This is a genomic window from Salinicoccus sp. RF5 (genome assembly GCF_020786625.1).
Classification (GTDB): domain Bacteria; phylum Bacillota; class Bacilli; order Staphylococcales; family Salinicoccaceae; genus Salinicoccus.
This window is the reverse complement of record NZ_JAJGRC010000001.1, coordinates 869,256-894,344: the sequence shown is the minus strand read 5'-3', so window position 1 is coordinate 894,344 and position 25,089 is coordinate 869,256. Positions and strand designations below refer to the sequence as shown.

Genomic DNA, 25,089 nt, shown 5'->3' with positions numbered 1-25,089 from the left:
TTGAATAAAGGAAATCAAGAAATAAAAGCCACTATAAGGCTGGAACAAGCTAAACAAAATTTTACTAAGTCGGAGCACAAGATATATCAATACATTATAAACAATACTGACCATGTGCTGTATCATTCTCTGACGGAACTTTCAGAAGCGTGTAGTGTAGGAGAAGCAACGGTGCTACGTTTATTTAGAAAAATCGGCTATAAAGGATTTCAAGAATTTAAATTCTCCTTGGCGAAAGAAATAGATTCAAATGACGAAGAGAACCAAGATGATTCATATGTTTATAAAGTTAAGAAGAACATGGTTACTGCCATTGAAGACTCATATCATGTGATTGATGAACGTAAATTGCAGGAAGCCCTGCAACTTATTGAGGATGGTAAGAAGGTTGTAATCTTCGGTGTAGGATCTTCTTCCATTGCAGCACTTGATATGCAAACAAGATTACTCAGGATTGGCATTAATGTCGAAGTTTTCGGAGATCCTCACTTTCAAATAATGAGAACAGCCTCTATGGATACTGATACTATCGTAATCGCGATCAGTCTCACAGGAAGTTCTAAAGATACTGTAGATAGCGTGGAAGCGGCTAAGAAGAAAGGTGCTAAAGTAATTTCCATAACTAACTACAGTAAATCTCCTTTAACAAAGCTTTCTGATTGTATACTGTTATCTTCTGCAAAAGAAAGTCCATTGGATAGTGGTTCTCTTGTTTCTAAAGTTGCTCAGTTATTTGTGATTGATTTGATTTGTACAGGTTTGACTATCAGAAATTTCGAAAGAGCAGAAGAATCCAAAATGATTATAAGTGAGAGTATTACTGGAAAGTTATATTAAGAATAATGAATTCTATAAAATGACATGCTAACAACATAATATAACTGAAAAAACCTCCAAGATTCTGGAGGTTTTTCCATCACCGCTTCAGCATGGCGCCTTCCGGATATGCGTCGCGTCTCTCCTTATACAGCCTGTAGAGCGCATTGTGGCTCGGCTGCTCGATGAGGCGGTGGATGGCGTATGCCAGCAGTATGCTGACACCGATTGGAATCAGCAGGTAAATTTCGTGTACGAGTCCGGTGGATTCCATCCGGTTGATCATTACATAGCCGATATTCTGGTGGACCAGGTAGACCGGATACGAGATGGTGCCGAAGAAGACGAACACCTTCGAACTCAGGAACTTCAGCCTGCCGGCGAGTATCAGGTGGAAGACGGTGATGAACAGCAGTGTAAACATCGCGTTCTCGACACTCTGGAAAAAGATGTCGTAGATGACCGCCATCGCCATCACCATGTGGTATTTGAACCGGTGGCCGTGCTGCCAGATAGCATAGAACATCATGCCGATGATGAACATATGGCTGAAGCTTGCGATGGAGTATTCACGGATGATCGAAGTCAGTTCCGTATCTACCGTGCGGTGGACGATCTGGATCAGCACGGAAGCCACAAGCCAGCCGACTGTGACGGGCATGATGTGCTTCGCCTTCCCGAACAGCAGCAGGACACCCATCAGCACATAGAAGGTCAGCTCCACACGGAGTGTCCAGTAGACGCCGTCGACCCGGCCGATGCCGGTGAAGAAGTCCTGAAGCATGGTCATGTTGATCAGGGCCTCGCCGAACCCGACCTTGAGGTCATCCATCACCGACATCGACACGATGATGAACGTGAGGGCCACGGCGAACATATACGACGGATACAGCCGGATGGACCGCTTGATGGCGAAATCGGAAGCGGACCGTGCCCGCATGATGGACATGTAGATGACGAATCCGCTGATGATGAAGAACAGCTGCACGCCGTATTCACCGAACCAGAACCAGTCGATATAGCCATCCTTCAGGTGGCCGAAGCGTCCGTCGTAGTAGGTTGTATAGTGGAAGAGGATGACCGCAATGGCGGCGAGCCCCCTCAGTGCATCAATCTCTGTGAAGCGTTTCTTCTGTGACATGATTATGCGCTCCCATCAGTCCCCATGTACACTCATGGGGTTTTTCAGGTTTCATTCCCACTCAATATATACCCCCTTATGAGCGGATTTCAATTGTAAAGGGTGTTAAGAATCCGTTACAAAAATGACGGAGCGGTTACACCCGCGTAACAGCGTCATATGATATGATGAGGGCAAAAGGATGGGGGAGTTGCCATGGCGCGACGCGTCGTACTGGATCTTGCTGTAACATTGGATGGTTTCATTGAAGGGGAACACGGGGAAATAGACTGGTGCATCATGGATCCGGAGATGGACTTTACGGCCTTCCTCGAATCGGTGGACACTATACTCTTCGGCAGGAAGAGCTATGACTTGTGGAAATCTTATGTTCCGGAAGGGGAAGTGTCCGACCTCGACAAAGAGATGATGCAGATGGTTGAAGATAAGGAGAAGGTCGTCTTTTCACGCTCGAAGCGCGGAACGGAGGGCAATGTGACATTCTCTGATGATGTCGAAGGCGCTGTTGAGAGATTGAAGGCGCAGGCAGGACGGGACCTCTGGCTGTACGGCGGTGCCGAACTGATTGCAGAATGCGTCAACCTGGGGCTTGTCGATGAATACCGGCTCTCCGTCCACCCGGTCGTCCTCGGCCGGGGCAAGCCGCTGTTCAGCAATATTGAAGGGCGGCTCGACCTCGAGCTCCAGAAAGTGAACAGATATGACTCCGGTGTCGTCCAGCTGATCTATGGAAGGGCGTAGGAAGTGCCTTAAGGGGCGCCTGTTGAAAAAGGAGGTGAATGGCATGCGGACCATCGAATATAAAGGGGTCGTCTATACGATCATACAGACGATTCCTGAAGCGGACCTGTTGCTCGTATACAAGGAGGAAGAGGGCTTCTCAAGCGGCGTGAACTATCCGGCCAACTGCCTTGTGATACCGGATGAAGATCATCCGGACTACCAGGAGAAGGCGTATGATTGAGGATATATGATGAATGTAAAAAAATGCAGGGCCCGTTCGGGCTCTGCATTTCTATTCCATCGGTGCATTATTGATTTTTGAGAGCTGCTGGTTGATATTGAATATCTTACCGTTCACATCTGTGATGCCGAAGCCTGCGAGCCGTTCGGTATGCATCTTCAAGTAGTTCTCGGCATCCTCTTTCGTTTCGAATACATAGATGCCACCGGCTTCACCTTCATTTTCATTCTCCGTCCAGATCTTCCACAGGAAGCCCGGCTCTTCATTGATGCTTTCAGCAAGATCCCTGAACCCTTCCGCCATTTCAGTGCCGAAAGGGCCCTCCATTTCAAAATCCACCTGTAATAGTACTGCCATGATGTTTCCCTCCAATCATTTAGTCCCTATCCTCTACCCGATTCTGTCGTTCTCATGTTTCTGATTGCGGGAGGCATTCCATCTTTATGTATTTCAGGCCGATGTTAGGGTAGAGTAGGATTAGATGAATATGTGAAGGGGGATCAATATGGATATCGGAATCATTGGCGCAGGGGCAATTGCGAATGTGATGATGGAGCGGATCAATCATGACCGCCATGAAAATTTGAAGGTCAAAAGCGTCTTTGTGAGGAATGAAGAAAAGTATCAGCACCTGGAAGATGAGTTTGGGATCACGCTGTATACGGACCTTGAGGCATTCCTATCGTCAGATATAGACATCGTAGTGGAAGCGGCAAATGGGGAAGTGGTGAAGTCGCATATGCCGGAAGTGCTCAAGCACAAGGACGCGATGCTGATCAGTGTCGGTGCCCTGGCGGACGGTGCACTTGTGGCCGAATTGATGCAGATTGCGAAAAAATATGACCACACCCTCCATCTGCCATCCGGTGCGGTCGGCGGCCTGGACCTCATACAGAATGCCCAGTCCCATGGGGAATTGAAGCGTGTCAGGCTGACGACGAGGAAGCCCGCGGCTGCACTCAGCTATGAGGATCTGCAGTCCGAACGGGTCGTGTTCGACGGCAGGGCGAAGGAGGCCATCACACTCTATCCGCAGAATATGAACGTGGCGATCATCCTCGGCATGGCCGGCATGGGCATCGAGGAGACGGAAGTGACGCTGATCGCAGATCCGAATGTCGACCGCAACATCCATCATATCGAAGTCGAAGGGGCATTCGGCAAAGCGGAATTCAAAGTGGAGAACCAGCCGCTGCCTGATAATCCGAAGACGAGCTATCTTGCCGCCATCAGCATCCTCGGCACACTGGAGCGCATGAACAGGCACTTCAGGATCGGGTAGGCGAGGGGTTTTATTCAAAATATGATGAATGGGAGTGGATAACATGAAATGTACAGTTGTCGGCATGTGGGGCGGGTTCCCGAAGCAGAATGGACCGACTTCTGGCTATCTCGTCGAGAAGGACGGTTTCTCGATTCTGCTCGATGCGGGGAGCGGGGTCGCCGCCCATGTGCAGAACTACATCGACCTGAATGATCTGCACCACATTTTCCTCAGCCACTATCATTATGATCATTCCGTCGATATCGGATCATTCCTGTTCGGACGGATGATCAGCACGCAGCTCGGCCGGGTGGATAAGACACTCAATTTCTACGGACCGAAGGATAAGGGCGTCGAGGGTCAGGTGAACAAGGTGCGGAACAACACCTTCCACGCATATGGAAAGGACAGCACATTCAAAGTCGGACCGTTCTCGATCGAGTTCCACAAGAATGCCCATACGGTCGAGACATACGCCATGCGGATCACTGATGATGATGGGCATGTGCTCGTCTATACCGCAGACACGAGCTACCGTAAGAGCCTCGTGCGTTTTGCGGAAGGGGCGGACGTATTGATTTCGGAATGCAGCCTGTACGCCGGTGAAGACGGTGAGAAGATGGGGCACATGAATGCCGAGGAAGTCGGCGGGCTCGCAGCGAAGGCAGGGGTCGGAAAACTTGTGCTGTCCCATCTGCCGCATTACGGCAATCTCGATGAGCTTTTAGCGTCTGCCAAGTCAGCAGGAGGAGAGAATGTTGTATTGGCGGAAGTAGGAATGGAGATTGAAGTATAGACGAGGTTTTATTCATAAAAATAAGGCATCCTCTACCGAATAATGGCAGAGGGTGCCTTATTTATGGTTAACTTGCCATCGTTTCGTCTGCGACGGTGAGTTGGAGGGTTAACTTGCCGTCGTTTCGCCTGCGACGGTGAGTTGGGGCATTAACTTGCCATCGTTCTGTCTGCGACGGTGAATTGGAGGCTTAACTTGCCGTCGTTTCGTCTGCGACGGTGAATTGGAGACTTAACTTGCCATCGTTCTGTCTGCGACGGTGAGTTGGCGGGTTAACTTGCCATCGTTTTGCCTGCGACGGTGAGTTAGGGGGTTAACTTGCCATCGTTTCGCCTGCGACGGTGAGTTAGGGGGTTAACTTGCCGTCGTTTCGCCTGCGACGGTGAGTTGGAGGGTTAACTTGCCATCGTTTTGCTCACGACGGTGAGTTGGAGACTTAACTCACAGTCGGAGCGCTCACCACTGTGAATAAACCCCGCACCCCATTTACATCCATCACTGCCCGTCTGCTGAAGCGGATGCCTGCCGATCTTCTGCCTGACGCATCGCCATCTCGACAGCGAGTCGTGCATCGATGTAGCCCCACCCGCTGCCGAATGCCGGGTCGCCGGTCATCTGGAGGATGCTCTTTACATCATTCGGGCTCAAGTCTGGGTTTGCTTCAAGCATGAGGGCGATGACGCCTGTACATATCGGTGTGGCCATGGATGTGCCGGACATCTGGATATAGTATTCATCGACGATCTGTTCGGCGCGTTCGGCTGCTACTGTAGAATCGGGTGACAGCAGTGAGACGATGTTTGTGCCGGGGGCGTAGATGTCGGGTTTGACGAACTGGTCGATGGTTGGTCCGCGGCTGGAGTATTCGGCAATTTCATCGTCCGTCCGTTCGACTGTATCCCGGTCGTCTGTGGCACCGACGGTGATGATGAATGGATTGATGGCGGGCGTGCCGATGGTGGAGGGGGCCGGACCGCTGTTGCCGGCTGCGGCGCATACGATCATGCCGGCCTGCCATGCTTCCTGGGCGGCCAGTGACAGCGGGTCCCTCCTGAATGACTCGTAGGCTTCCGAACCGAGTGACAGGGAGAGAATTTGTATACCGTATTCCTCCTTATTTTCCATGCACCATTCGATGCCTTCAATGATATTGGACAGGTTGCCGCCGCCTGAGCCGTTCAACACCTTCACTCCGATGAGGGATGCCTCCGGTGCAGGTCCCTTGTATTCCCCATCCGACATTGCGCCGTTTCCTGCTGCATCTCCGGCGCAGTGGGTACCATGGCCGTTATCATCATAGGGCTCCGTCTCTCCATTGATGACATCATGGAAGGCGATGATGCGGTTCTCGGGTGTGGTCAAATCATCATGGGGGTGGATGCCGGTATCGAGTACGGCGATTGTCACCCCTTCACCGCTGAGGTTATGGTCGGTCCTGACCTGTGCCGACCCGATCTGCGAATCCGTGATATCCAGGTATGCAGAGACGGGGCGGTCATAGTATATCCGTTCAACGGCCTCGTGATCCTTGATCTGCCTGATCTTGTCCGGTGTCAGTGTCCCCTTCATGCTGTTGATGATGCGCATTTCACGGTCCAGATGGTTATGGGAATCCACATTGCATTTCTGGAAAAGGTCGTCCTTCTCCGCGTCCCGGCATCCCTGTCTGCACTTTATGATGATCGGGATTTCACTCGTCCCCGTTGCCTGGTAGACATTCCTCTGGTCCTTGCGCAGCTGTTCAATCAGACCCGGATCGAGCCTGTTGCCGCTCTCTTCATACCACACTCTTTCTTTCCTGCTCATGTGCTTCGCCTCCTTATATTTGGATGCAACTTTCATCTATAAGTCCATTTACTATTAGATTTCCGAATTGGAGTTATCTAAACATTTGAAATATTTATAGTGAGAGAAGCTTATGAGGTCGAGAGAATTGCGCCCTGGATTTTTTTGTTCACTTGGGAATGAAAGGGTATAATATGAAAGGTCTTTGTAAAATGTGAGTGAGGGGAAGTGTTTCAAATGGACATCAAGCATATGCGCTATTTTGCCGCCATCGTACGACACGGCAGCATGACGGAGGCGTCCAACCAGCTGTACATATCGCAGCCGACGATCAGCAAGGCGATCCATGATGTGGAGACGGAGCTCGGGATGCAGCTGTTCGACCGCAACCGCAGGAAGTTCGTGCTGACGGATGCGGGCAAGGTGTTCTACGACCAGTGCGAGGAGATACTGCGCCGGCATTCGGAGCTGAAGAATGATCTTAAGAACATGGTCGGCATGCGCCAGGGTGAAATAAAAATCGGCCTGCCACCGATCATGGATGTCGGCAGGCTGATGGGCATCGTCAAGGACTTCCATGAACTATACCCTGAGATCACGTTCCAGCTGATCGAGAGCGGCAGCGGCACGATAGAGACGCGGCTTAGGCAGGACGCGATCGACATCGGCATCACGGTGCTGCCGACGGAAGGGGAGGACTTCGATGCCTTCAATTTCCTGACGGAACCGATGAAGCTTGTGGTGCATAAGGATCATCCGCTCGCCGGTAAGGCGTCCATCGATCTGAAGGCACTCAAGGATGAGCCTTTCATCATGTTCAACGAGGATTTCTATTTGAATGAAATCATCACTTCCGCGTGCAAGAATGCAGGGTTCACCCCAAAGGTCGTCTCGAACACCGCCCAGTGGCACTTCATCGAGGAGATGATCAATGCGGAGCTCGGCGTCTGCATCCTGCCTGAGAGCGTCGCGGCACTGCTCAAGAGTTCCTCGGTGACGGTGGAAATCCATGAGCCGGTGCTGAAATGGCGGCTCGGCGTCATATGGAACCGCGACCGCTACATGAACTTCATCACAAAGGAATGGCTGAAATTCTTCCAGCAGTACTATGAATAGCGCCTAAGAACGCTTTCATAGTTTTTATCTATGGACCCCATGAAATACCACTATTTTTTGGAAAGGGTTTTCAAGGTGTAGGATGGGTCCATCAGATGAATGAGAGGTAGTAAGATTATGGCAGATTTCAAAAATCCAAAAGACAGTAAAGTGATCAGCATCGACCAGGTGTTTGCGAATGACTTGAACAACTACGATACGCTGTTCGGCGGTGTATTGATGAAGCGCATAGATAATGTCGCGTCACTCGCGGCAAGAAGGCATGCAAGGGTGAAGGAATGCGTCACGGCTTCCATCGACTCCATCGACTTCCTGCATCCCATCACACAGGCAGAATCCGTATGCATCGAGGCATTCGTGACTTCGACCGGCAACCACAGCATGGAAGTGTTCTGTAAGGTCATCACGGAAGACCTCGTGACGGAGGACAGGAAAGTCGCGGCGACGGCCTTCCTGACATTCGTTGCACTCGACGAGGAGACGAAGCGTCCGATTCCGGTGCCCGGCATCGTGCCTGAAACCGATGAGGAGAAATATCTCTACGAATCCAATGCGCAGCGTACGGCAATGCGCCGGGAGCGCCGTAACCACAGCAAAGAGCTGACGACGAACATCAGCATCGAAAAACCATGGAATCTATAGGGGGCGGACATATATGTATGCAAATCAGGAAACCATCAACCAGGTACAGAAGGAACTCGGAGCAATCAGCAGAGACCACCCGGAACTCTACGCAAGGATCGAGCATGTCACAAGCTTCGCCAGACAGCTTCAGGTGAAGTACAGATATCTTGCGGACCTCATCACGGGAGAGGCGCGCGAGCCGCAGCCGGCCTTCATCAAGCTGTCCGTACTGAACATCCTCATCGATGAAGTGGAGAAACTCCAGAAGACACCGGGATTTGAAGTGTTCTGCGACCTGCTCAACAGGAACAGGCATACGGATGCGCCGGAAATATTCCTGCTGATCCTCGGTGCAAAGCCGGAAGCGGTCGTGAACAACGCAATCATCAGCTGATCATGAATCAACCCAGGCAAAGATGCCTGGGTTTTTTGGTCTATCCCTTTTCCTCTTCCCGCGCCCGCAACTGGGACTCGATCTCCTCATAGCTTCGGATCTTCCGGTTCTCGAGCAGGTGGACCTTACCGCTCTTTTCCACCTTGGACGCATCGTCCGGAACGAACAGATCGACTTCGAAGTCGTACTTGTAGCCCCGCTGCTTCATCAGCCGCTTGATGGCCCCCTGGGTCCGCATCGAATCCGTCCGGTCATGCATCTCCTGCAGCTGTGCATTCGTGAACTGCCAGTAGTACTGGTGGCGTGCGGTCTCCCGGATCCTTCTCTGTTCCCGCCTGCGCTGGATGAAGGCGGCGGCCGATCCTCGGGCCTTCTTCAAGGCAAGTCCGGCTTTTCCGATATGCTTATTCCATTTGATGCTTACGGACTTGGGCCGCTTCAGCTTCTTAATGAACCGCTTCATATTTCTCTCCTTCAATCAGAAATTCTTATCCTTAAAGGCACAAAAGTGTATGGACATCGGGAATTGCCTACTCACTTTTCATTATTCGACAGGCTATCATAATTATCAATAGTCCTGTACTTATGTACGAAAAATGAGTCCAAAGGATGAGTTATGCATATATTAAATTTTGTCATAAATTTGAATAAAATGCATTATAATTCCCTTTATTTTCTAATAATTGTAATAATGGGTTTCATTTTATTGTATAAAGTAAGTTTATGACTTCAAAAGAAGGAGAGAAGATAAGGAGGGAAGGAATGGGCCGGAAGTTCATTACAGTGGTCTTGGCTGCAGTCCTGCTGCTGATGCTCGGGGCCTGCACATCAGAAGAGGGAGCAGGTGCTCCAATGGATCAGCAGACCGAGGATAAGACGGAGAAGACGGCGTCCTCAAGAAATCAGACCCAAGCATCGGAAGACATCAGCAAGGAGGCAGTGCTCGAGAACGCATCGGAGGTGGATCAGCAGTTGGAAAACTATTATCTTGAGTCGAAGGTGACGACGTACATGGACGGCCGGACCGACGAAACGCTGACACGCGAATGGTTCTATTGGAAGGATGGGGAACTTTATTTCCGCAAGGAGGTGGAGCAGGCGGATGTGCCGATCCAGTACATTGTGGGCAATGATGAGCATTCGATGCTCTATACGGAGGGGGAGGATACCGCAGTGCGGACGGGCAATTTCGTCAAAGGGTCGAGCCTGCCCTCACCATCGGAAGCGATGAAGGGGCGCCTCTCAAGCTACAGGATGTCCCATGATTCCAAACTGGTGGGTAAGGAGGCGGTCAACGGCCGCACAGGCCACCACCTCGTCTTCACCCCGAAGGAAGCGGCCCGGGAGAGCGGGACGACGATGGACCTCTGGATTGACGCGGAGCATTGGCTGACACTGAAGGAGGTCCTCGACCAGGGGGAGGCACGGATGGAGTATGAGGTCGGTACGCTTGTCGAAGGCATCGAGCCGGCGATGGATCTCTTCCGGCTGGATCTGCCGGGAGGTGTGGAGGTCATCGACCAGTAGCTGCGCCATGCATAAGAAAGGGACAGGGCCGAGGGGGCTCTGTCCCTTTTGTCTATCTCCTATGGTCATCGAAGTTTTCACGCGTATTATTGTGTTCCGAGATGTCGACTTCCTCCTTGCGGAGTTCTTCAGCGATATGCTGGTTTTCCGTGACGATATTCTTGCGGATGACGATCTCTTCAGTGACGACCGTCTCCTTGATGATTTTCACGCGTTCCTCAGTGAGAGGGATGCGCATGACGTTCTCATCGTCGCCCGCATCATCCCTGCTGTAGACATCAAGCGTCGGATTGCCGTCCACCGGACGGCGCTCCACCGTCACTTCCTCGCGGTCGACGGGGACGTCGAACTCTTCAAGCCGTGTCGTCACATGCTTGTCGACGCCGACTTCGCCCACCTGGACATTCTCCTTCTCGACATTGAGGCGTTCCTCACGGAGTGTCATCCGCTCCTCGTCTTCATCATCCATGCGCCTTTCCCGGTCCGGACTTTCCACCCTGCCCTCGGATGCACGGGAAACCAAGTCCTCATCCTTATCGAAATCTTCCATGTTGTTGATGTCACCGCGGGTTGTATTGTAGTCATATTCGTCGACTGATGCACCCTGTCTGCGTTCAACCCTTCTGGATTCCTTTTCACTCATTGGCTGATCACCTATCCTTCCACTGTCTTCAATATGGAGCAGAAGTCTGCCCACTTCAATCTCTTCCGTATACCGCTTCTGTTCAGCCGGTGTAAGCGGCATGCTGCCGATGACCTCATCGCCCGGAATCTCGTCGGCCAGCCACGCGACGATCCGGTCCCAAGTATCGACTTCGGTGCTGATGCGCCTGACGTCGAGGTGGCTGAGCAGCGTCTCATCGAGATTCTCCTTTGATATCACCAGCATCCGTGCCTCATCGACACCATTCAGCTTGAGGTGTTCAATCCTGCCGAGCAGATCGCTGTTATTGTCGAACGTTTCAATTCTTCCCATGGACTCTGCCTCCAGTATATGTGTCCTTCAAAAGCATCCAATCTTAGTAGTTCATTACCCCTGTCGGAAAGGGTTAAACAGGGGAGGCAAGGGGAATCGGCACATGACTTTCTTATTTCTTTCCATTTGATATATAATTGGATTAATATACACTGCATGTATTCAAATAAAGAGCCGGAAAAAGGGTGATCCTATGAAACCGAGAATCTTGTTTTTACTCAATTCCGTGGATGTGAACCGGGGCGGGCTCACGCACGCGTCCTTGCGGCAGGCGAGCACTTTCGCCGATGCCGGTTATGAGACCGAACTTCTGACGTTCAAATATGACCCGCGCTTCCCGGTCATCTGCAAAAAGCTTGTGCGCATGGGCAAGGTCAGCAAAAATGTGCACATCCGCAACCTGTTCCATGAACGTGCACTGTACAGGCCGACGGACAGGATACGCCAGAAGCGCGTCAAGGTCGACATCTCGGAGTATGAAAAGGACTATAAGGTGTCAAAGCGTCCGAAGCACAATGCCTACAGGCTGTACCAGGACGACGCGTATATGAAGTACATTTCCCTGAGGGAGGACGACACCCTTGATTTCATCGATTATTTTGATGCACACGAACGGCGTGAACGCAGAGAATATATCGATTATTATGGTAATATGACACGCCTCCAGTACTTCACCCCAGAAGAGAACAAAGTGATGGAGGAGCACTTCTACAATCGAAGGGGCAAGGTGATCCTCACGATATATCACGACCCTGAGACGGGCAAGGTCACCCAGGTCAAGAACTTCGGCGAGGACGACAGGGTGCTCTCCGAAACCGACGGGGACCAGACGCCGTACAGGAAGGACTGGCTGGACCAGGTCCTCGCGGAATCGGACCGCGAGACAGTGGTCATCTCGGATACACGGCCAACGGATGAGCTCGTGGTGCTGCTCGATGACGAGAAGGTGAAGGGCCTCATCCGCCCCCACAGCAACCACCTGCGCAATCCGGATGATCCCGCATCGGAACTCAACCGCCGCAACAAGTATGCCGTCGAGAGCGTCAAGGACGTCGATGGTCTCGTCGTCCTGACGGAGAAGCAGCGGCAGGACATCGTCGAGCGCTTCGGACACCCGGAGAAGGTGTTCGTCGTGCCGAACTATTATAACCCGGGTCCGCCGAAGATCACTGGCGTGCGTACCCTCCTCAACAATGTGCAGCAGCGCACCCGGAAGATCGAACGGGATATGAAGAAGGTCGTCATCGTCTCCCGCTTCTCCAGCATCAAGAGCATCGACCACACCATCAAGGCCTTCAAAGAGGTGGTGGCCGCTGTGCCGGAAGCGACGCTCGAAATATGGGGGAGTGGCGATAAGAAGCAGGAGTACAAGGACCTGATCAAGAAGCTCGGCCTTGAAGACAGCGTGAAGGTGAAGGGCTACACCCAGCACCCCGGGGACGTCTACCGTTCCGGTGCGCTTTCCGTCGTCACGTCGAAGGCGGAAGGCTTCTCGCTCTCCGTCATGGAAAGCATGGTCAACGAGACCCCGGTCGTCAGTTATGACATCCGGTATGGCCCGTCGGATATGATCGAAGATGGGGAGAACGGCTACCTGATCAGAAAAGGCGATACGGCGGCGCTTGCCGAAAGGATGATCCATATGCTCCAGAATCCTGAAGAGACGAGGAATATGGGCATCGCCGCAGGCCACACGATGCGGACTAAATTCAGCATAGAAAGTTATCAAAATAAATGGTTCTCCCTGGTGGACCACCTTTTGGAGAACGAGGAAAGTAGAGGTGCAGAGGAATAGATGATTTCCATCATTATACCTGCAGAAAAGAACGAAAACTATATCGATAGGGCACTCGAATCGGTCGAAGCCCAAACCCATACAGATTTCGAAGCCCTGGTGCTTCATTCTGACATCGATGCGCTGAAGCGGGTGGTAGGGCGGAAATACCTTGACGACGCGCGATTCCGCTTCATCGAAACGCCTAAGGACATTACGGCAGGCGCCGCCCGCAACATCGGCATTGATGCTGTAGGAGGTGAATATGTATATTTTCTAGATAGTGATGACTATATTTCTGAAAATACTTTGGAACTGCTTGTCCAAAATATAAAGGACCATCCTTTGATCAGGACCAAGATGCAGAAGACCGACTTCGGATCAAGCTTCGTCATCATCATGTCGGGTACGAATAAGTTGGGAATATTCCATCGGAACCGATACAAGCTTATCAGAAACCATTCTGCCTTGGGATTCCTCATTTCAAAGGCCTTCATAGACCGTCTGGAATTGAGGTTTGATGATAGTCATCAGACATACTCGGACCTCATGTTCATGATTCCACTGCTGGAAGCCGTAGAAGTGGTGCCGTATGTACATGAAGCAATCTATTTCAGAAGGCGGAGGAATGACCCGGTCACCCATCCCTCTCTGCGACAATTACCTGTGGAGCAACGTATGGAAGATCTGTTTGCCATCTACAACCGTCTGAAACAGTTGGAATTGAGCACAGAAGCGGAAAATTTCCTGGACAATACACTGCTGAACTTCTATCGCAAGCATCTGGTTGTCAAATTCAAGGATGACTCCGAGATTGATGCGCACTTTAAAGGACTGGCTGAAAGCATCCAGAAGATAAATCCAAGGGTGCTGCGCAATAAGGACAGAGTACTGGTGAATGATATCAAGGCTATCCAGACAAATAAAGTGGGCACATTCAAAAGGCTCAGCAATTTCCACCATCTTCTGCGTGACGTTCGGAGAGCCATTTCCTCGAAGAAGGGGCGCAAGGAGTTCATCTATAAGCGATTGTTCAAAAAGATGGGACTGATGGAGGACGTGGTGGTATTTGAGAGTTTCCAGGGGAAAGCCTATTCCGACAGCCCCAAGTATATATACCAGCAGATGCTGAGGAGCCGGGGGGGATATAAATACATCTGGGTGCTGAACAAGAAGCAAAAGCTCCCCGGCGACCCCGTGACCGTGAAACGGTTCTCGCTGAAATACTACTATTATATGGCGCGGGCGAAATACATCGTCAGCAATGTCAGGATGCCGAACAGCTACATCAAGAGGGAAGGTCAGAAATATCTGCAGACTTGGCATGGCACGCCACTCAAGCGGCTCGCAGGGGATATGGATTCGGTACATATGCCGGGGACAGACGCTGCCCGTTACAAACGGAATTTCAGCAGGGAGACCGACAAGTGGGACTACCTCATCGCTCCGAATGCGTACTCATCTGCCATCTTCAAACGGGCATTCTGGTTCACCAACACCATGCTCGAGACCGGATATCCGAGGAACGATATCCTGATGACCGACGACAACCCCGTCATCATCCAGGACATCAAGGAGAAGCTCGGACTGCCGAAGGATAAAAAGGTCATCCTCTACGCACCGACGTGGCGGGATGATGAATACTATAAGGTGGGAAAATACAAATTCTCGATGCAGCTGGATCTGGAGCGTCTCAAGGAGAAGTTCGGCGAGGAATACATCATCCTCCTCAGGATGCACTATGTCGTTGCTTCCAAGATGAACCTCACCGGCCTGGAAGACTTCGCATACGACGTCTCCAAATACGATGACGTCAGCGAACTGTACCTCGCCTCGGATATGCTCATCACAGACTATTCATCCGTCTTCTTCGACTACGCCAACCTCAGGCGGCCGGTGCTCTTCTTTACGTATGACATCGAAAAGTACGGAGAACAGCTGCGCGGGTTCTATATCGATATGGAGACCGAGCTCCCTGGGCCGCTGCTGATGACGAATGACGCAGTCGTCGATGCGATAGAAAACATCGGCGAGATCGAGGAAGAATATCAGGAAAGATACGACGCATTCTACGATCGCTTCTGCAGTTGGGATGACGGCAGGGCGTCTGAAAAGGTCGTGGAAGCGGTGTTTGAGGAATAGATGAAAGGGCAGGAGATATTTCAATCTCCTGCCCTTATTTTATGTCTGGACGCCATTTTCAGATTTATTACATGGGGATTACCGTTTGATGACAAGTATTTACATCGTGGATTTTTAAGTTTTGGAGTGAATATCCGGGGTATCTAATTCATGTATTCAGTTATAATATTAAAAATTTCACGGAGGTTTTACTAATGGGTTGGATTATTACATTGATCGTAGGCGGCATCATCGGATGGCTCGCCGGTCTTATTCTCGGAAAAGATGTACCATTCGGTATCATCGGTAACATCATCGCAGGACTTGTCGGTGCTTCACTGGCAAATGCACTTGGACTGAGCTTTGGTCCAGAACTCGGCGGCGTCAGCATCATTGGTGGACTGTTAGGTGCCATCATACTGATTCTGATCGTATCCTTCATCATGAAGGCGCTTGGCGGAAACAAAAGAGCATAGACGAAAAGATAGGCCATTCCCGGAAGGGGATGGCTTTTTTAGTGCAAAAATGGTTGCGTTACGAAAAACTGCGATACCAGGAAGGAATGACTGTCCGTAAATCATCGTACCAGTCCAGGATTTCATCGGCCTGTGCCATGAATATTTCAATCTGTGCCTGTCCGAATGGAACGCCCCAAGGAAGGGACGACAGCATATTCGCACTGATATAGAGGAGGAGCAGCCGCCAGAAGGTTTCAGGAACATCGTCACTGAAATAACCATTTATCTGTCCCGAAGCGAAAGCTGGACTTGCCTGGGCACTCCAGACGATCCGGTTGAACTCCTCCCATGGTTCACCGACATCATGCCTGTTGGAATCTATGATGTGAAGATTATAGTCAGCATCGATGATCATATTGCCGACATGGTAGTCTCCGTGATGGAGGACCTGTCTGCGTTTCTGGAGGAGATGGCGGTGTGCTTCTATATATTCCAGGAACAGGTGGCCCTTTTCGAATTTATAGCCGCATTCGTTGTACATAATGATTTTCCGGTCAATTTTCCTGTTCATCTTCGACTCCCAGGATTCTTCAGGCTGTTGCACATCCATCTGATGAAGCTTCCATAAATGCCTCCCTGCTTCAATCCCCAATCTGTACTGTTCAGATTCAGGCAGTTCAGGAAGTATGATAGCTGCCTCCTGACCATCAATCCATTGGAGCAGGAGGTAGTAATGGCCGTCTGCTTCCCCATGCTCAATCGGCTTCTGCACAGGCAGTCCGGCTTCATAGCATTTCCGGATCAGTTCATATTCGCGGATCTTGAAATCCTTTTGATCCAGATTGCTGAGGCGGAGCAGATACTTTTCATCGTCAACATGGAGGATGTACTTATCGTCGTCGGACCAACCTTTATCCAGTTTCTCAATATGATGGATGTTGAGGTACGGGAATGAATTCCTGATTGTATGCATGGTATCTCCTTTTTTGAGTTAGATTCTATGTAAAATATTGTATATCAAATTCCGTCTTTTGAGATTATAATAAGTATACTATCAAGTATAAAATAGAAAGGGCGGAAACTGATGAAAAATGTAATGCTTGGATTAATTGTCTTCCTGCTCCTTGGCATTTTCGTGTTCCTTGGGATGATCTACGTAAACCAGACAGAAGAGCCGTCGGAAGAAGTAGTTGCGGACTCAAAAGAGGAAGCGACCAGTGAGGAAGCCACAGAAGAAAAGAGTGAGGAAGACAAGGAATCAACAGAAGAAGAAAGTGAAAAAGTTGAGGAGAGCAAAAGACAGGATAAATCAGTTGAAGATGAGGAGCCTGAGGAAGAAACGGAAACATCTACTGCAAAGAATAAGCAGACCGCTTCTCCGGGGGATATGACTGCAGAAAAGCTCGAAGAGGAACTCATGAATCAGGAACTGGTTGTAGAAGATGTGGATTATATCATACAGGATTCAGAATATAAAAATCTATATCCTGACATGCTTTCAGCGATCATCAGGAATAATTCAAATGTTGATATAAAAAATATGACTTATGGATTTGTTGCATGGGACAAGAACGGTCTACCTGTACGCCTGAAGGGAGATATAGATTTCTCGGATGGTTCATATTTCCATGGGGGCACTGGCGAAGCGATAAACGTTGCCCCTGGTGAAGTACATGGAAGGGATTATGGTTTCGGCATAGATTCTGACATTGATAATATCCATACCTTAAAAGCGATTGCCGTCAGCTATGAAGGTTTCAATGGAGAGTCATGGGAGAACCCTTATCTGAATGACTTTCTAGATATATATGAGGGAAAAAGATTGGCGGATATAGAGGGGCATGAAGAGTTCATATACAATAGAGATGGATCAACATCCACCGTGAAGCCAGAAGAAACCGAAGTGGCAAATTCAACTGAAAGTCATGGTGAACACGATCCGGCAGCTGAAGCATTCATTAATGAATATTTGAATGACTTGCAGTTGGCATATACAGAAGACGATTTCTCGTATGTTGAAAGTTATCTGGAAGCAGGAAGCAGCATATATAATACTTTGAGGAGCAATGTTCAGAATCAGAATTTCCCGAACATGCAAATATGGGCGGTTGAAGTGACTGAGTACAGCGAAGAAGGTAATCAGATCTATATGGAAGTTTCTTCTGAAAGAACACATGATAATCTTGAGGGCACTCATGTATTCATTACTGGCTACGATCTGATTTATCAACCTGAGAATGATACTTTCATAATCAAAAACTTTACTGATTTATAGAAGTCCTAAACATTTTCCTAAAACTTAAGGGATGTTTTCATTTCATTCATCATCAAATTGATGCATTTCCACCGTGTAAAAGTCATATATGGAGGTGACGGTATGATTATAGAAGGCATCGCGACCAACATACAGGATGTGCATGACCTGAACCGGTTCGGCGCAGACAGGATTGAACTCTGTAGCGATATGGAACAGGATGGACTTACCCCGGCAATGGCTCTGGTGAAGGAAGCGGTCGAAGCTTCCAGTATTCCGATTAATGTCATGATCCGGCCCCATGATCTATCATTCCGTTATACTGATCGGGAAGTCATGCAGATGGAAGATCAGATAAGGGAAGTGGGAAGCTATGGTGCAAACGGCATCGTCATCGGAGCACTGGCAGAAGATGGACGTATCGACGCCAACGCTTTGGAGAGTTTCATTTCGATCTGTGGGGAGATGGATATCACCTTCCACAAGGCATTCGATGCATTGGATGATCAAGTTGAAGGCCTAAAGATGCTCCTCAAATATCCGGAGGTGAAGACCATCCTCACTTCAGGCGGCCCCGGTGGTGTCACTGATAATTTCGGGAAGTTGCAGAAACTGATGAAGAAAACAGAAGGTACTCATATTACAATCATGCCGGGTGGCGGGCTCAATACAGACAATGTCACTGAAATGGTTGAGAAGTTGAAACCGGAGAGTCTCCATTTCGGTACGGGTATCAGAAGTTTCAAATCCTATGAGACGGGGATTTCCGGGGAGAAGCTTGCGTTCATCAGAAGTGCCGGGAGGAACAGGAGGTAAAGAAATACCCATGAAAGAATCCAAATTCAATATATCCAATGAAAGAATGATAGATGATAAGCTTTGATGATTAGTGTTACAACTTATGCAGCCAAGTTCACCCTTGGGATATGATTGAAGTCTATCGGCTAATCGTAAGGAAAGCCTCCATTCCTAGTGATGCCAGGGATGGAGGCTTCTATCCGCCATTCATGAAGATTATCGTCTTTTGACGATGATGGCACCAATCCCGCCGATCCATATATAAGAAAAGAATAAGATCCATAGGTAAAGGAGGGGAACAGAATCGTACCCAATAAGAGTAAATGCAGTCAAGGAGATGAAAAGAACCCCCACAGTAAGATGTGAAGTTGCTGCAAAGTAACGCTTGAGATTTTTAATGGTGCGTTCATCAGCTTCAGGTAAACGATCTTTTTTACTAGTCTGCTTAATAAATTGAATGACACATAGTATGAAAGATGCCACTGCGGCACCAATCATCACACTATATGGAAACTCCCCCTGAATAAAGTAGGCGAAGAAAGAACCGATTGCAGCTCCGATAAAGCCGCATGCAATTATGAAATAAGGCGTCCAAGTCTTCATTTTATGATTTTGGAATTTTGTTTCCTGTACCTTCATCTGTCATCCTCCTCTAAGGTGAACACTGCTTCAATAGGCATACTAAAATATTTAATAATCTTAAGGGACAGCTCAAGGCTGGGATTATATTTATGTTTTTCGATCGCATTGATCGTCTGACGCGTGACCTGTAGATCTTCAGCCATCTTAACTTGCGAAATTCCCTTTTCCTTACGAATTTCTCTTATCTTATTGGTTACCGGCATCTTATGGCCTCCAAAATAGTAAAGATATCTTTACTTTTATATTATCATCCTGATTGATTTGTGTAAACATATCTTTACATATTATTTGGCTGAATATGACATTCAGATATTTTGAAGCAGTTTAAACCTATTAATTTTATGTAGTATGTAGAGTAGAGACGTACCGAGTAGAATGTACTGTTCTTATTTCTGACCATGTCATTTTCTTTGTAACATCAACGTTAACTTCTAAAGGGAGTCTGTCAATTTGATTTATCATTCATGTGTGGATTCCGGCTACTGGGGAATAGGTATCCTGAGGTGATAATTATGGCAAGACAGCTGAGAAGCATGAATAAGCAGCTGGATAGGGTAATGAAGAACTTCGGTAAGGAATCGAAAAGGATTTGGAAGAAGGGCATCGAGTCAGCGGAGATCTCCCCTTCAATCATCAAGACGAGTGATGGCCGGCGGGCAGTGGATCACAAGGATCTCGATGAAAAGATTCAGAAGCAGTTCAAACTGTCTGATGATGAGGCGCTTGTCGGGGTCTACCTGATCTATAAAGGTTCGAACCTTTTCTATGTCGGGCACAGCACGAATATTGCCCGGCGTCTGAAGCGCCACTTCAGCAAGCCGTTCGAGAAGAAGCCGTCGAAGAAGGAAAAGCAGTTGAAGCCATTCAATGGTGTGCTTGAGAAGCGGAACATGAGCATCGTGATCTACAGGATTACAGATGAACAGAATTATATGTTCAGAAAGCGTCTGGAGAAGATCATCTCCTACAACTATGTTCCGGAATATCTCAAGTGGGCTTACGGCTCAGGTGAAGATGAAGATGTGAGAAAACAGAAGATACGCACGAGCCACAAGCGGACGACGGCGTAACAGGGAGGGCCAGAAGGCTCTCTTTTTTGTATCCAAAGAAAATTCTGATCTTTCATCATAAGGGGTTACATTTTGTTACCAAGGAATGTTAGAGTGAATATAACCATATTATGGCAAGTAAGCCAAAGAAACACAACATCATGAAAGGACGGTTTTATGAGCAGTTTTACGAAAGTGGCGTTATGGACGCTATCGGCAGTTGTAGTGATAGCGATCATCGCTGGAGGAGTCATCGCCTTCAACTTCTCGGGTGTGAAGGACAGCATCGGCAATGCACTCGATCGCTCTGTGGCGGATGAAGCGGAGATGCCAGAAGAGGATGAGGAGCTTGCTGCATTGGCAAATTCCGGTTCGAAGGAATCTGAAGAGGCGAAGGGGGCTTTTGAGGTGTCGGATGAGAAGTCGAATGACGGCCTGCCGAGTGAACGGCAGTTCGCAGATAGCATCCACCATATGACACACCAGAAGGTCAAGGCGACTCAGAAATGGGGCCACCTTGAAATCACCGACGAGCGTATCGAGCAGAAGTATGAAACCGCCAAGAAATCGGATTATGAATATCGGGAGTTCTATATGGCAGCGCTCGAGGACTGGATGGAAGGCGACTTTTCAAACGCAGTGCAGGTACATAATACAATCTGGAATGAACGAGACGGCACCATCGGCAAGGCAAGAGGGCTGATGTCACCGGAAGAAGAGATGGATTATAAGATCAGGCATTTTGATTAGCAGGTCATGGACCTGCTTTTTTAGTATAATCATAGTAGTAGCATCGATTTGTACATTCAGGGGGAGATACATATGCAGCATCTTGGCACGCAGACTTTGGAGACGGAACGGCTCGTGCTTCGAAAGCTCACTTCAGATGACTCGGAGGCGATGTATAACAACTGGGCATCGGATTCTGAAGTGACGGAGTATCTGACCTGGCCGCCGCATGAATCGGTTGAAGTGACCAGACAGCTGATCGGCCATTGGATGGAGGAGTACGAAAAAGAGGATTTCTATCAGTGGGCGATCATGCCAAAGGACTTGGGTGAACCGGTCGGGACGATCAGTGTGGTGGATGCGGATGATTCTGTCGGGATGGTCCACATCGGCTACTGCATCGGCAGGGCATGGTGGGGGAAGGGGTATACGACGGAAGCCTTCGAACGTCTCATATCCTTCTTCTTCGAAGATGTAGAACTGAACAGGATCGAGTCACAGCATGATGTGAGGAATCCCGGCTCCGGCAGGGTGATGGAGAAGTGCGGATTGCTGTATGAAGGGACGAAGCGGCAGGCGGACCGCAACAATCAGGGAATCTGTGACAGCGCGCTGTATGCCATCGTGCGGAGTGACTATAAAGCGTAGAACGAGGAAGAAGCGGAGACCATGGCGGTCTCCGCTTCTTCATTTTAATTTCTGTTCATCTTCTCATATGCGGCTTTCGCCTTTTCATATTCACGGTCCGACAGCGCCTTCGGGTAGTATGCCTTCATTTTGTCCATATACTTCAGGAGATTCTCCGGGTCCCCGAGGCGCCTGTAGATTTTGATGAAGTGCATATAGAGCTCGGCATGCTGATCGGTAAGCTTCTCGGCTGCCTTGACTTCATGCAGTGCTTCCTCGAACTCTCCGAAGCCGTAGAGGAACTTTGCCAGATAGAGTCTGATCCTGAACTGGTTGTCGGGCATGAGTTCATTGATGTACTTCTCGACCTGTCTGTAGTCGCCCCGCCGATATGTGTGCCTGACGAGGATGCACATGCTTGAAAAGCTTCTGTGCCTCGTCCGTTCGAGGTAATGGACGAAGTAGCGGGGGAGGGTGGTCTTCTCGGTCGATTCGACCAGTTCCGTCACAAGGGGGCGGAAGATCTTCTCCCGCACTTTGGCGGAAAAGTGGTAATAGACGAAGTTGTCGACGGTCCTGTTTATCTTTGTATTCAGGAAGAGGGCCGGATACTGGAATACGGTATAGGCCTTCCTGTCCTCCCTGAACATCTGGATCAGCCGTTCGTTATAGAGGTCGAGTGTGCCGTAGAGTATCATCTTCCGCATGGAGCGTATGTGGCTGTCGGTCAACTTCGCATCAGGCAGCAGCTGGTGGATGGCCCGGATGACGGCCGGGCTGCGGTTGCCGCTGTGATAGTATTCAAACAGCATATCAAGCTGTGCAGCCGGTGTGCCGAGAAGTGATGCATCGAATTTCAGTGTGTACAGTGCCTCGATCATGATGTATTGGATGAGATCGGCCTTTTCCTTCATATGGGGGACCGAATTCAAATTGAGCGCCCGGTGGTACTGCGGGTTATCGTAGAAGCGGTTGATGAGGTGGATATGGGCCGCATCCTGAAGGGTGGCATCCAGATTTTTGATATTGGTGGCCAGTTCAGGGAAGTCCTGGGGAATGGGGTCCTCCGTCATCCCGAGATGCGTATCCCTGAACGCCTCCCACGTGAACCGGGCGACCGGATGACTGCTTTCCGTTTCGAAGAGGGTGCGCAGCCGTTTCTGGTCGACTTCGGTCCTGTCGATGAGCCTTTTTGCCCTCTCGCTGTCATGATTCCGAATCATATACCGGATCAGGGCCTCCTTCCGTTCAACCTTCAGATGCGAGAGCACATCGACACCAGCATCGGAAAGTTCAATCAGTTCCTCCACCTTCTTCATGTCACAGAGGATATCCACCTTGAGGGGGATGAGTGCCTCGTTGGAAATCCACTCGATCACTTCCCAGGATGCCTGATAGTTCTTCTCGTGGCGGAAGACCAGACTTCTGAGGTAACTTCTATATTCTTCCTCCAGCTCCAGCAGATCCAGCTGGCTGTGCAGGTATGCGTGTTGGGAGAACCTCAAATATATTCTGATCACAGGTTCGTCCGCCCCGATCTGGTAGCTCAGTCCTTTCTTGAACAGTTCAAGTGCCCGCTCGTGGAGCCCTGCCTTCAATGCCGCATGGGATGCGGCAGCATATGGACGTTTCATCGTTTTCACCTCACAATCCTCTATAAATTATATACGTATCGCATTCATATAATTTTACCCTATATAAAGGTGTTTATTTATAGAATGAAGAATTAAAGGATAAGTGGGTGAAATAAACAATTAAGTGTAAAATTATACATTATTTTGGTAGTAGGGGGAATAGAAGGTTAAGGCTTGATTGGACGCCATAGATCAGTGGGTGATATATCCAACTATACAGAGGAGGGAGTTTAATGGGTGAAACAGTTTTTGCGATAATTGCGTTGGGGCTTCCGGGATTTTTCACGTATGTTGTTCTGGTGAAAAGGAACATCCTAATTTATACGAAGGATCAGACAGATGAAAAGGTGATGCTGATCGGGCTACTTTCCCTGACGAACATTGCTGTCATCCTGCTGCTCTTGGAATCATTCAACTTGGAAGTCATGAGCATAGCTGGATTTCTTCTTATAGTCTTCATTACCCTCCTACTCACATTCTGGATCTATCCGTTTGTCATCAGAAATGGCCGCAGAATGCTTGAGGATCATCTTGAGAAGAATGGACAGAAGAACCGTTCGAATATACCTTTCATGGACCGCATCCATGATGGAAAACCAGCGGTGGGTGGATACATCCAGTGCGTATTCTTCGATTTCAACCACACATTTGTGGAATCAGGATATCTCAAGTACTACTCATACAGCGAGAATGGATTCATCCTTTATCCCGACGGACAGAGTAACCTCGACTATGCCAAGTTCAAGAAGCGTTTCGAGACACTGGATCCATCAGAAGCTTCACATATGATGGATTTTGATAAGGGAATGATCATCTACTTCATCAACTATCCCAATAGCAAGTCGGATTATGACCCTACTTCTCATCGTTGAGGAAGATGGAACGGGGCAGAGGGCCCTGCTCATTACCTTTTACCGAGTCGGTGGAGAGGTCGTCATCGTTACCGGGACTGGGCCCATGGTTGACGCGAACATTATGGCCGAACCTCTGGTTCGTCCGCTTTTTGCCGGGGTAGTCGTATTCCTCATCTATGAAGTCTTTTCTTTCATCCATACAGATCATCCTCCATTCTACAAATTTTATGTCGAACCATTCTATTTTCATTTTACACCATATTCACTCCGTAATCATCTGTTTATTGAAGACGTTCAATTTCCTGTGGAATGGCGGGGCGGTCTCTGGTAGAGTACAGATAGCATAATACGGAAACAGGTGATTCATTTGGCAGGATTCTTCATCACAGTCTCCTTCATCATGTTAGGCATCGGGGCGATCGCATTCGCATTTGCGTCGATCACATTGATGCTTGGGAAACTGGGTGTAGTCGAATACAGTTCAAGGGGCTACTGGATCAACACCGCTGTACTGGTCGGAGGCGGCCTCATCAGCTATCTCATCTCGGTAGTGATAAATCTATTATAGAAACAGGCGCAGCCCTAAGGGGCTGTGTTTTTATGGATTAAACACATCAAAATGTTTGAGTACGGAGAAGCGGGGCACTATAATGAAATTAAGAAGATACATATCACCCGCAGAACTTCCATAATCTTTACCTCATACATCCGCATATTCACTGCGGAATTTTTAATGGACTCTAGTG

At 49.1% G+C, this 25,089-nt stretch carries 29 protein-coding genes; 19 read left to right on the top strand and 10 right to left on the bottom strand.

Features of this window, described 5'->3' with window-relative positions:
* Positions 1 to 837, top strand: a complete 837-nt coding sequence (locus tag LLU09_RS04730) for a MurR/RpiR family transcriptional regulator (protein WP_228310684.1) — start codon at positions 1 to 3, stop codon at positions 835 to 837.
* A 79-nt stretch (positions 838 to 916) separates the two neighbouring features.
* Here LLU09_RS04730 and LLU09_RS04725 read toward each other — a convergent pair whose 3' ends face one another.
* Positions 917 to 1,957, bottom strand: coding sequence for an acyltransferase family protein (locus LLU09_RS04725; protein ID WP_228310683.1), 1,041 nt, complete (start codon positions 1,955 to 1,957; stop codon positions 917 to 919).
* 195 nt (positions 1,958 to 2,152) lie between these two features.
* Between LLU09_RS04725 and LLU09_RS04720 the strand changes: the two genes are divergently transcribed.
* Both LLU09_RS04720 and LLU09_RS04715 read left to right on the top strand, forming a co-directional pair.
* The gene (locus LLU09_RS04720; protein WP_228310682.1) at positions 2,153 to 2,698 is read left to right on the top strand and encodes a dihydrofolate reductase family protein; all 546 of its coding nucleotides are present in this window, start codon (positions 2,153 to 2,155) and stop codon (positions 2,696 to 2,698) included.
* A gap of 43 nt (positions 2,699 to 2,741) precedes the next feature.
* A complete protein-coding gene (locus LLU09_RS04715) occupies positions 2,742 to 2,921 on the top strand; it encodes a hypothetical protein (RefSeq protein WP_228310681.1) in 180 nt (59 codons plus the stop codon).
* Positions 2,922 to 2,972: 51 nt separating this feature from the next.
* On the opposite strand, the gene LLU09_RS04710 is transcribed toward LLU09_RS04715, so the two are convergent.
* A complete protein-coding gene (locus LLU09_RS04710; protein WP_228310680.1) occupies positions 2,973 to 3,278 on the bottom strand; it encodes a monooxygenase in 306 nt (101 codons plus the stop codon).
* A 148-nt stretch (positions 3,279 to 3,426) separates the two neighbouring features.
* Here LLU09_RS04710 and nadX point away from each other — a divergent pair, with 148 nt between their 5' ends.
* Together nadX and LLU09_RS04700 are read left to right on the top strand one after the other, a co-directional pair.
* The gene (gene nadX / locus LLU09_RS04705; RefSeq protein WP_228310679.1) at positions 3,427 to 4,203 is read left to right on the top strand and encodes an aspartate dehydrogenase; all 777 of its coding nucleotides are present in this window, start codon (positions 3,427 to 3,429) and stop codon (positions 4,201 to 4,203) included.
* Between the two features lie 43 nt (positions 4,204 to 4,246).
* Entirely contained in the window at positions 4,247 to 4,981 is a 735-nt protein-coding gene (locus LLU09_RS04700; protein WP_228310678.1) for an MBL fold metallo-hydrolase, read from the top strand.
* Between the two features lie 495 nt (positions 4,982 to 5,476).
* Here the strand turns inward: LLU09_RS04700 and LLU09_RS04695 are convergent, their stop codons facing one another.
* Entirely contained in the window at positions 5,477 to 6,787 is a 1,311-nt protein-coding gene (locus LLU09_RS04695; protein ID WP_228310677.1) for a S8 family peptidase, read from the bottom strand.
* Between the two features lie 216 nt (positions 6,788 to 7,003).
* Here LLU09_RS04695 and LLU09_RS04690 point away from each other — a divergent pair, with 216 nt between their 5' ends.
* The 3 genes from LLU09_RS04690 (at position 7,004) to LLU09_RS04680 (ending at position 8,900) form a co-directional block, all read left to right on the top strand.
* Complete coding sequence (locus tag LLU09_RS04690; protein ID WP_228310676.1) at positions 7,004 to 7,882, top strand: LysR family transcriptional regulator; 879 nt, start codon at positions 7,004 to 7,006, stop codon at positions 7,880 to 7,882.
* A 117-nt stretch (positions 7,883 to 7,999) separates the two neighbouring features.
* Positions 8,000 to 8,524: an acyl-CoA thioesterase gene (locus tag LLU09_RS04685; protein ID WP_124010350.1), complete on the top strand. Its 525-nt coding sequence runs from the start codon at positions 8,000 to 8,002 to the stop codon at positions 8,522 to 8,524.
* 13 nt (positions 8,525 to 8,537) lie between these two features.
* Entirely contained in the window at positions 8,538 to 8,900 is a 363-nt protein-coding gene (locus LLU09_RS04680; protein ID WP_040104842.1) for a hypothetical protein, read from the top strand.
* Between the two features lie 40 nt (positions 8,901 to 8,940).
* Here the strand turns inward: LLU09_RS04680 and LLU09_RS04675 are convergent, their stop codons facing one another.
* Positions 8,941 to 9,363: a hypothetical protein gene (locus LLU09_RS04675; RefSeq protein ID WP_228310675.1), complete on the bottom strand. Its 423-nt coding sequence runs from the start codon at positions 9,361 to 9,363 to the stop codon at positions 8,941 to 8,943.
* Positions 9,364 to 9,662: 299 nt separating this feature from the next.
* Between LLU09_RS04675 and LLU09_RS04670 the strand changes: the two genes are divergently transcribed.
* Entirely contained in the window at positions 9,663 to 10,427 is a 765-nt protein-coding gene (locus LLU09_RS04670) for a LolA family protein (RefSeq protein WP_228310674.1), read from the top strand.
* A gap of 52 nt (positions 10,428 to 10,479) precedes the next feature.
* Here LLU09_RS04670 and LLU09_RS04665 read toward each other — a convergent pair whose 3' ends face one another.
* Entirely contained in the window at positions 10,480 to 11,403 is a 924-nt protein-coding gene (locus tag LLU09_RS04665) for a YsnF/AvaK domain-containing protein (protein ID WP_228310673.1), read from the bottom strand.
* A 193-nt stretch (positions 11,404 to 11,596) separates the two neighbouring features.
* Between LLU09_RS04665 and LLU09_RS04660 the strand changes: the two genes are divergently transcribed.
* The 3 genes from LLU09_RS04660 to LLU09_RS04650 all read left to right on the top strand — a co-directional run bounded on the left by LLU09_RS04660 (position 11,597) and on the right by LLU09_RS04650 (position 15,774).
* Positions 11,597 to 13,198 carry a glycosyltransferase gene (locus tag LLU09_RS04660; RefSeq protein ID WP_228310672.1) on the top strand — a complete coding sequence of 534 codons (1,602 nt, stop codon included), beginning with the start codon at positions 11,597 to 11,599 and terminating at the stop codon, positions 13,196 to 13,198.
* Positions 13,199 to 15,319, top strand: coding sequence for a bifunctional glycosyltransferase/CDP-glycerol:glycerophosphate glycerophosphotransferase (locus tag LLU09_RS04655; RefSeq protein WP_228310671.1), 2,121 nt, complete (start codon positions 13,199 to 13,201; stop codon positions 15,317 to 15,319).
* Between the two features lie 194 nt (positions 15,320 to 15,513).
* On the top strand, positions 15,514 to 15,774 hold the full coding sequence (locus tag LLU09_RS04650; RefSeq protein ID WP_040106822.1) for a GlsB/YeaQ/YmgE family stress response membrane protein: 261 nt from the start codon (positions 15,514 to 15,516) through the stop codon (positions 15,772 to 15,774).
* Between the two features lie 58 nt (positions 15,775 to 15,832).
* Here LLU09_RS04650 and LLU09_RS04645 read toward each other — a convergent pair whose 3' ends face one another.
* Positions 15,833 to 16,729 (bottom strand): phosphotransferase family protein, encoded by an 897-nt coding sequence (locus LLU09_RS04645; RefSeq protein WP_228310670.1) that lies wholly within the window; start codon positions 16,727 to 16,729, stop codon positions 15,833 to 15,835.
* 111 nt (positions 16,730 to 16,840) lie between these two features.
* On the opposite strand from LLU09_RS04645, the gene LLU09_RS04640 reads away from it, so the two are divergent.
* The gene (locus LLU09_RS04640; RefSeq protein WP_228310669.1) at positions 16,841 to 18,031 is read left to right on the top strand and encodes a DUF5780 domain-containing protein; all 1,191 of its coding nucleotides are present in this window, start codon (positions 16,841 to 16,843) and stop codon (positions 18,029 to 18,031) included.
* A gap of 102 nt (positions 18,032 to 18,133) precedes the next feature.
* Positions 18,134 to 18,826: a copper homeostasis protein CutC gene (locus tag LLU09_RS04635; RefSeq protein WP_228310668.1), complete on the top strand. Its 693-nt coding sequence runs from the start codon at positions 18,134 to 18,136 to the stop codon at positions 18,824 to 18,826.
* Positions 18,827 to 19,024: 198 nt separating this feature from the next.
* Here the strand turns inward: LLU09_RS04635 and LLU09_RS04630 are convergent, their stop codons facing one another.
* Both LLU09_RS04630 and LLU09_RS04625 read right to left on the bottom strand, forming a co-directional pair.
* Complete coding sequence (locus tag LLU09_RS04630; protein WP_228310667.1) at positions 19,025 to 19,447, bottom strand: hypothetical protein; 423 nt, start codon at positions 19,445 to 19,447, stop codon at positions 19,025 to 19,027.
* The gene (locus LLU09_RS04625) at positions 19,444 to 19,653 is read right to left on the bottom strand and encodes a helix-turn-helix transcriptional regulator (protein ID WP_228310666.1); all 210 of its coding nucleotides are present in this window, start codon (positions 19,651 to 19,653) and stop codon (positions 19,444 to 19,446) included. The genes LLU09_RS04630 and LLU09_RS04625 overlap by 4 nt, the downstream gene beginning before the upstream one ends.
* Positions 19,654 to 19,962: 309 nt before the next feature.
* Between LLU09_RS04625 and LLU09_RS04620 the strand changes: the two genes are divergently transcribed.
* The 3 genes from LLU09_RS04620 (at position 19,963) to LLU09_RS04610 (ending at position 21,876) form a co-directional block, all read left to right on the top strand.
* Complete coding sequence (locus LLU09_RS04620) at positions 19,963 to 20,520, top strand: GIY-YIG nuclease family protein (protein ID WP_228310665.1); 558 nt, start codon at positions 19,963 to 19,965, stop codon at positions 20,518 to 20,520.
* A gap of 156 nt (positions 20,521 to 20,676) precedes the next feature.
* A complete protein-coding gene (locus LLU09_RS04615) occupies positions 20,677 to 21,249 on the top strand; it encodes a DUF6241 domain-containing protein (protein ID WP_228310664.1) in 573 nt (190 codons plus the stop codon).
* 72 nt (positions 21,250 to 21,321) lie between these two features.
* On the top strand, positions 21,322 to 21,876 hold the full coding sequence (locus LLU09_RS04610) for a GNAT family N-acetyltransferase (protein ID WP_228310663.1): 555 nt from the start codon (positions 21,322 to 21,324) through the stop codon (positions 21,874 to 21,876).
* A 44-nt stretch (positions 21,877 to 21,920) separates the two neighbouring features.
* On the opposite strand, the gene LLU09_RS04605 is transcribed toward LLU09_RS04610, so the two are convergent.
* Positions 21,921 to 23,489, bottom strand: coding sequence for a hypothetical protein (locus LLU09_RS04605; protein WP_228310662.1), 1,569 nt, complete (start codon positions 23,487 to 23,489; stop codon positions 21,921 to 21,923).
* Between the two features lie 233 nt (positions 23,490 to 23,722).
* Here LLU09_RS04605 and LLU09_RS04600 point away from each other — a divergent pair, with 233 nt between their 5' ends.
* The gene (locus LLU09_RS04600) at positions 23,723 to 24,361 is read left to right on the top strand and encodes a hypothetical protein (protein ID WP_228310661.1); all 639 of its coding nucleotides are present in this window, start codon (positions 23,723 to 23,725) and stop codon (positions 24,359 to 24,361) included.
* Here LLU09_RS04600 and LLU09_RS04595 read toward each other — a convergent pair.
* Entirely contained in the window at positions 24,345 to 24,542 is a 198-nt protein-coding gene (locus tag LLU09_RS04595) for a hypothetical protein (protein WP_228310660.1), read from the bottom strand. The genes LLU09_RS04600 and LLU09_RS04595 overlap by 17 nt on opposite strands.
* Before the next feature lie 168 nt (positions 24,543 to 24,710).
* Between LLU09_RS04595 and LLU09_RS04590 the strand changes: the two genes are divergently transcribed.
* Complete coding sequence (locus LLU09_RS04590) at positions 24,711 to 24,911, top strand: hypothetical protein (RefSeq protein WP_228310659.1); 201 nt, start codon at positions 24,711 to 24,713, stop codon at positions 24,909 to 24,911.
* Positions 24,912 to 25,089 lie beyond the last annotated feature (178 nt).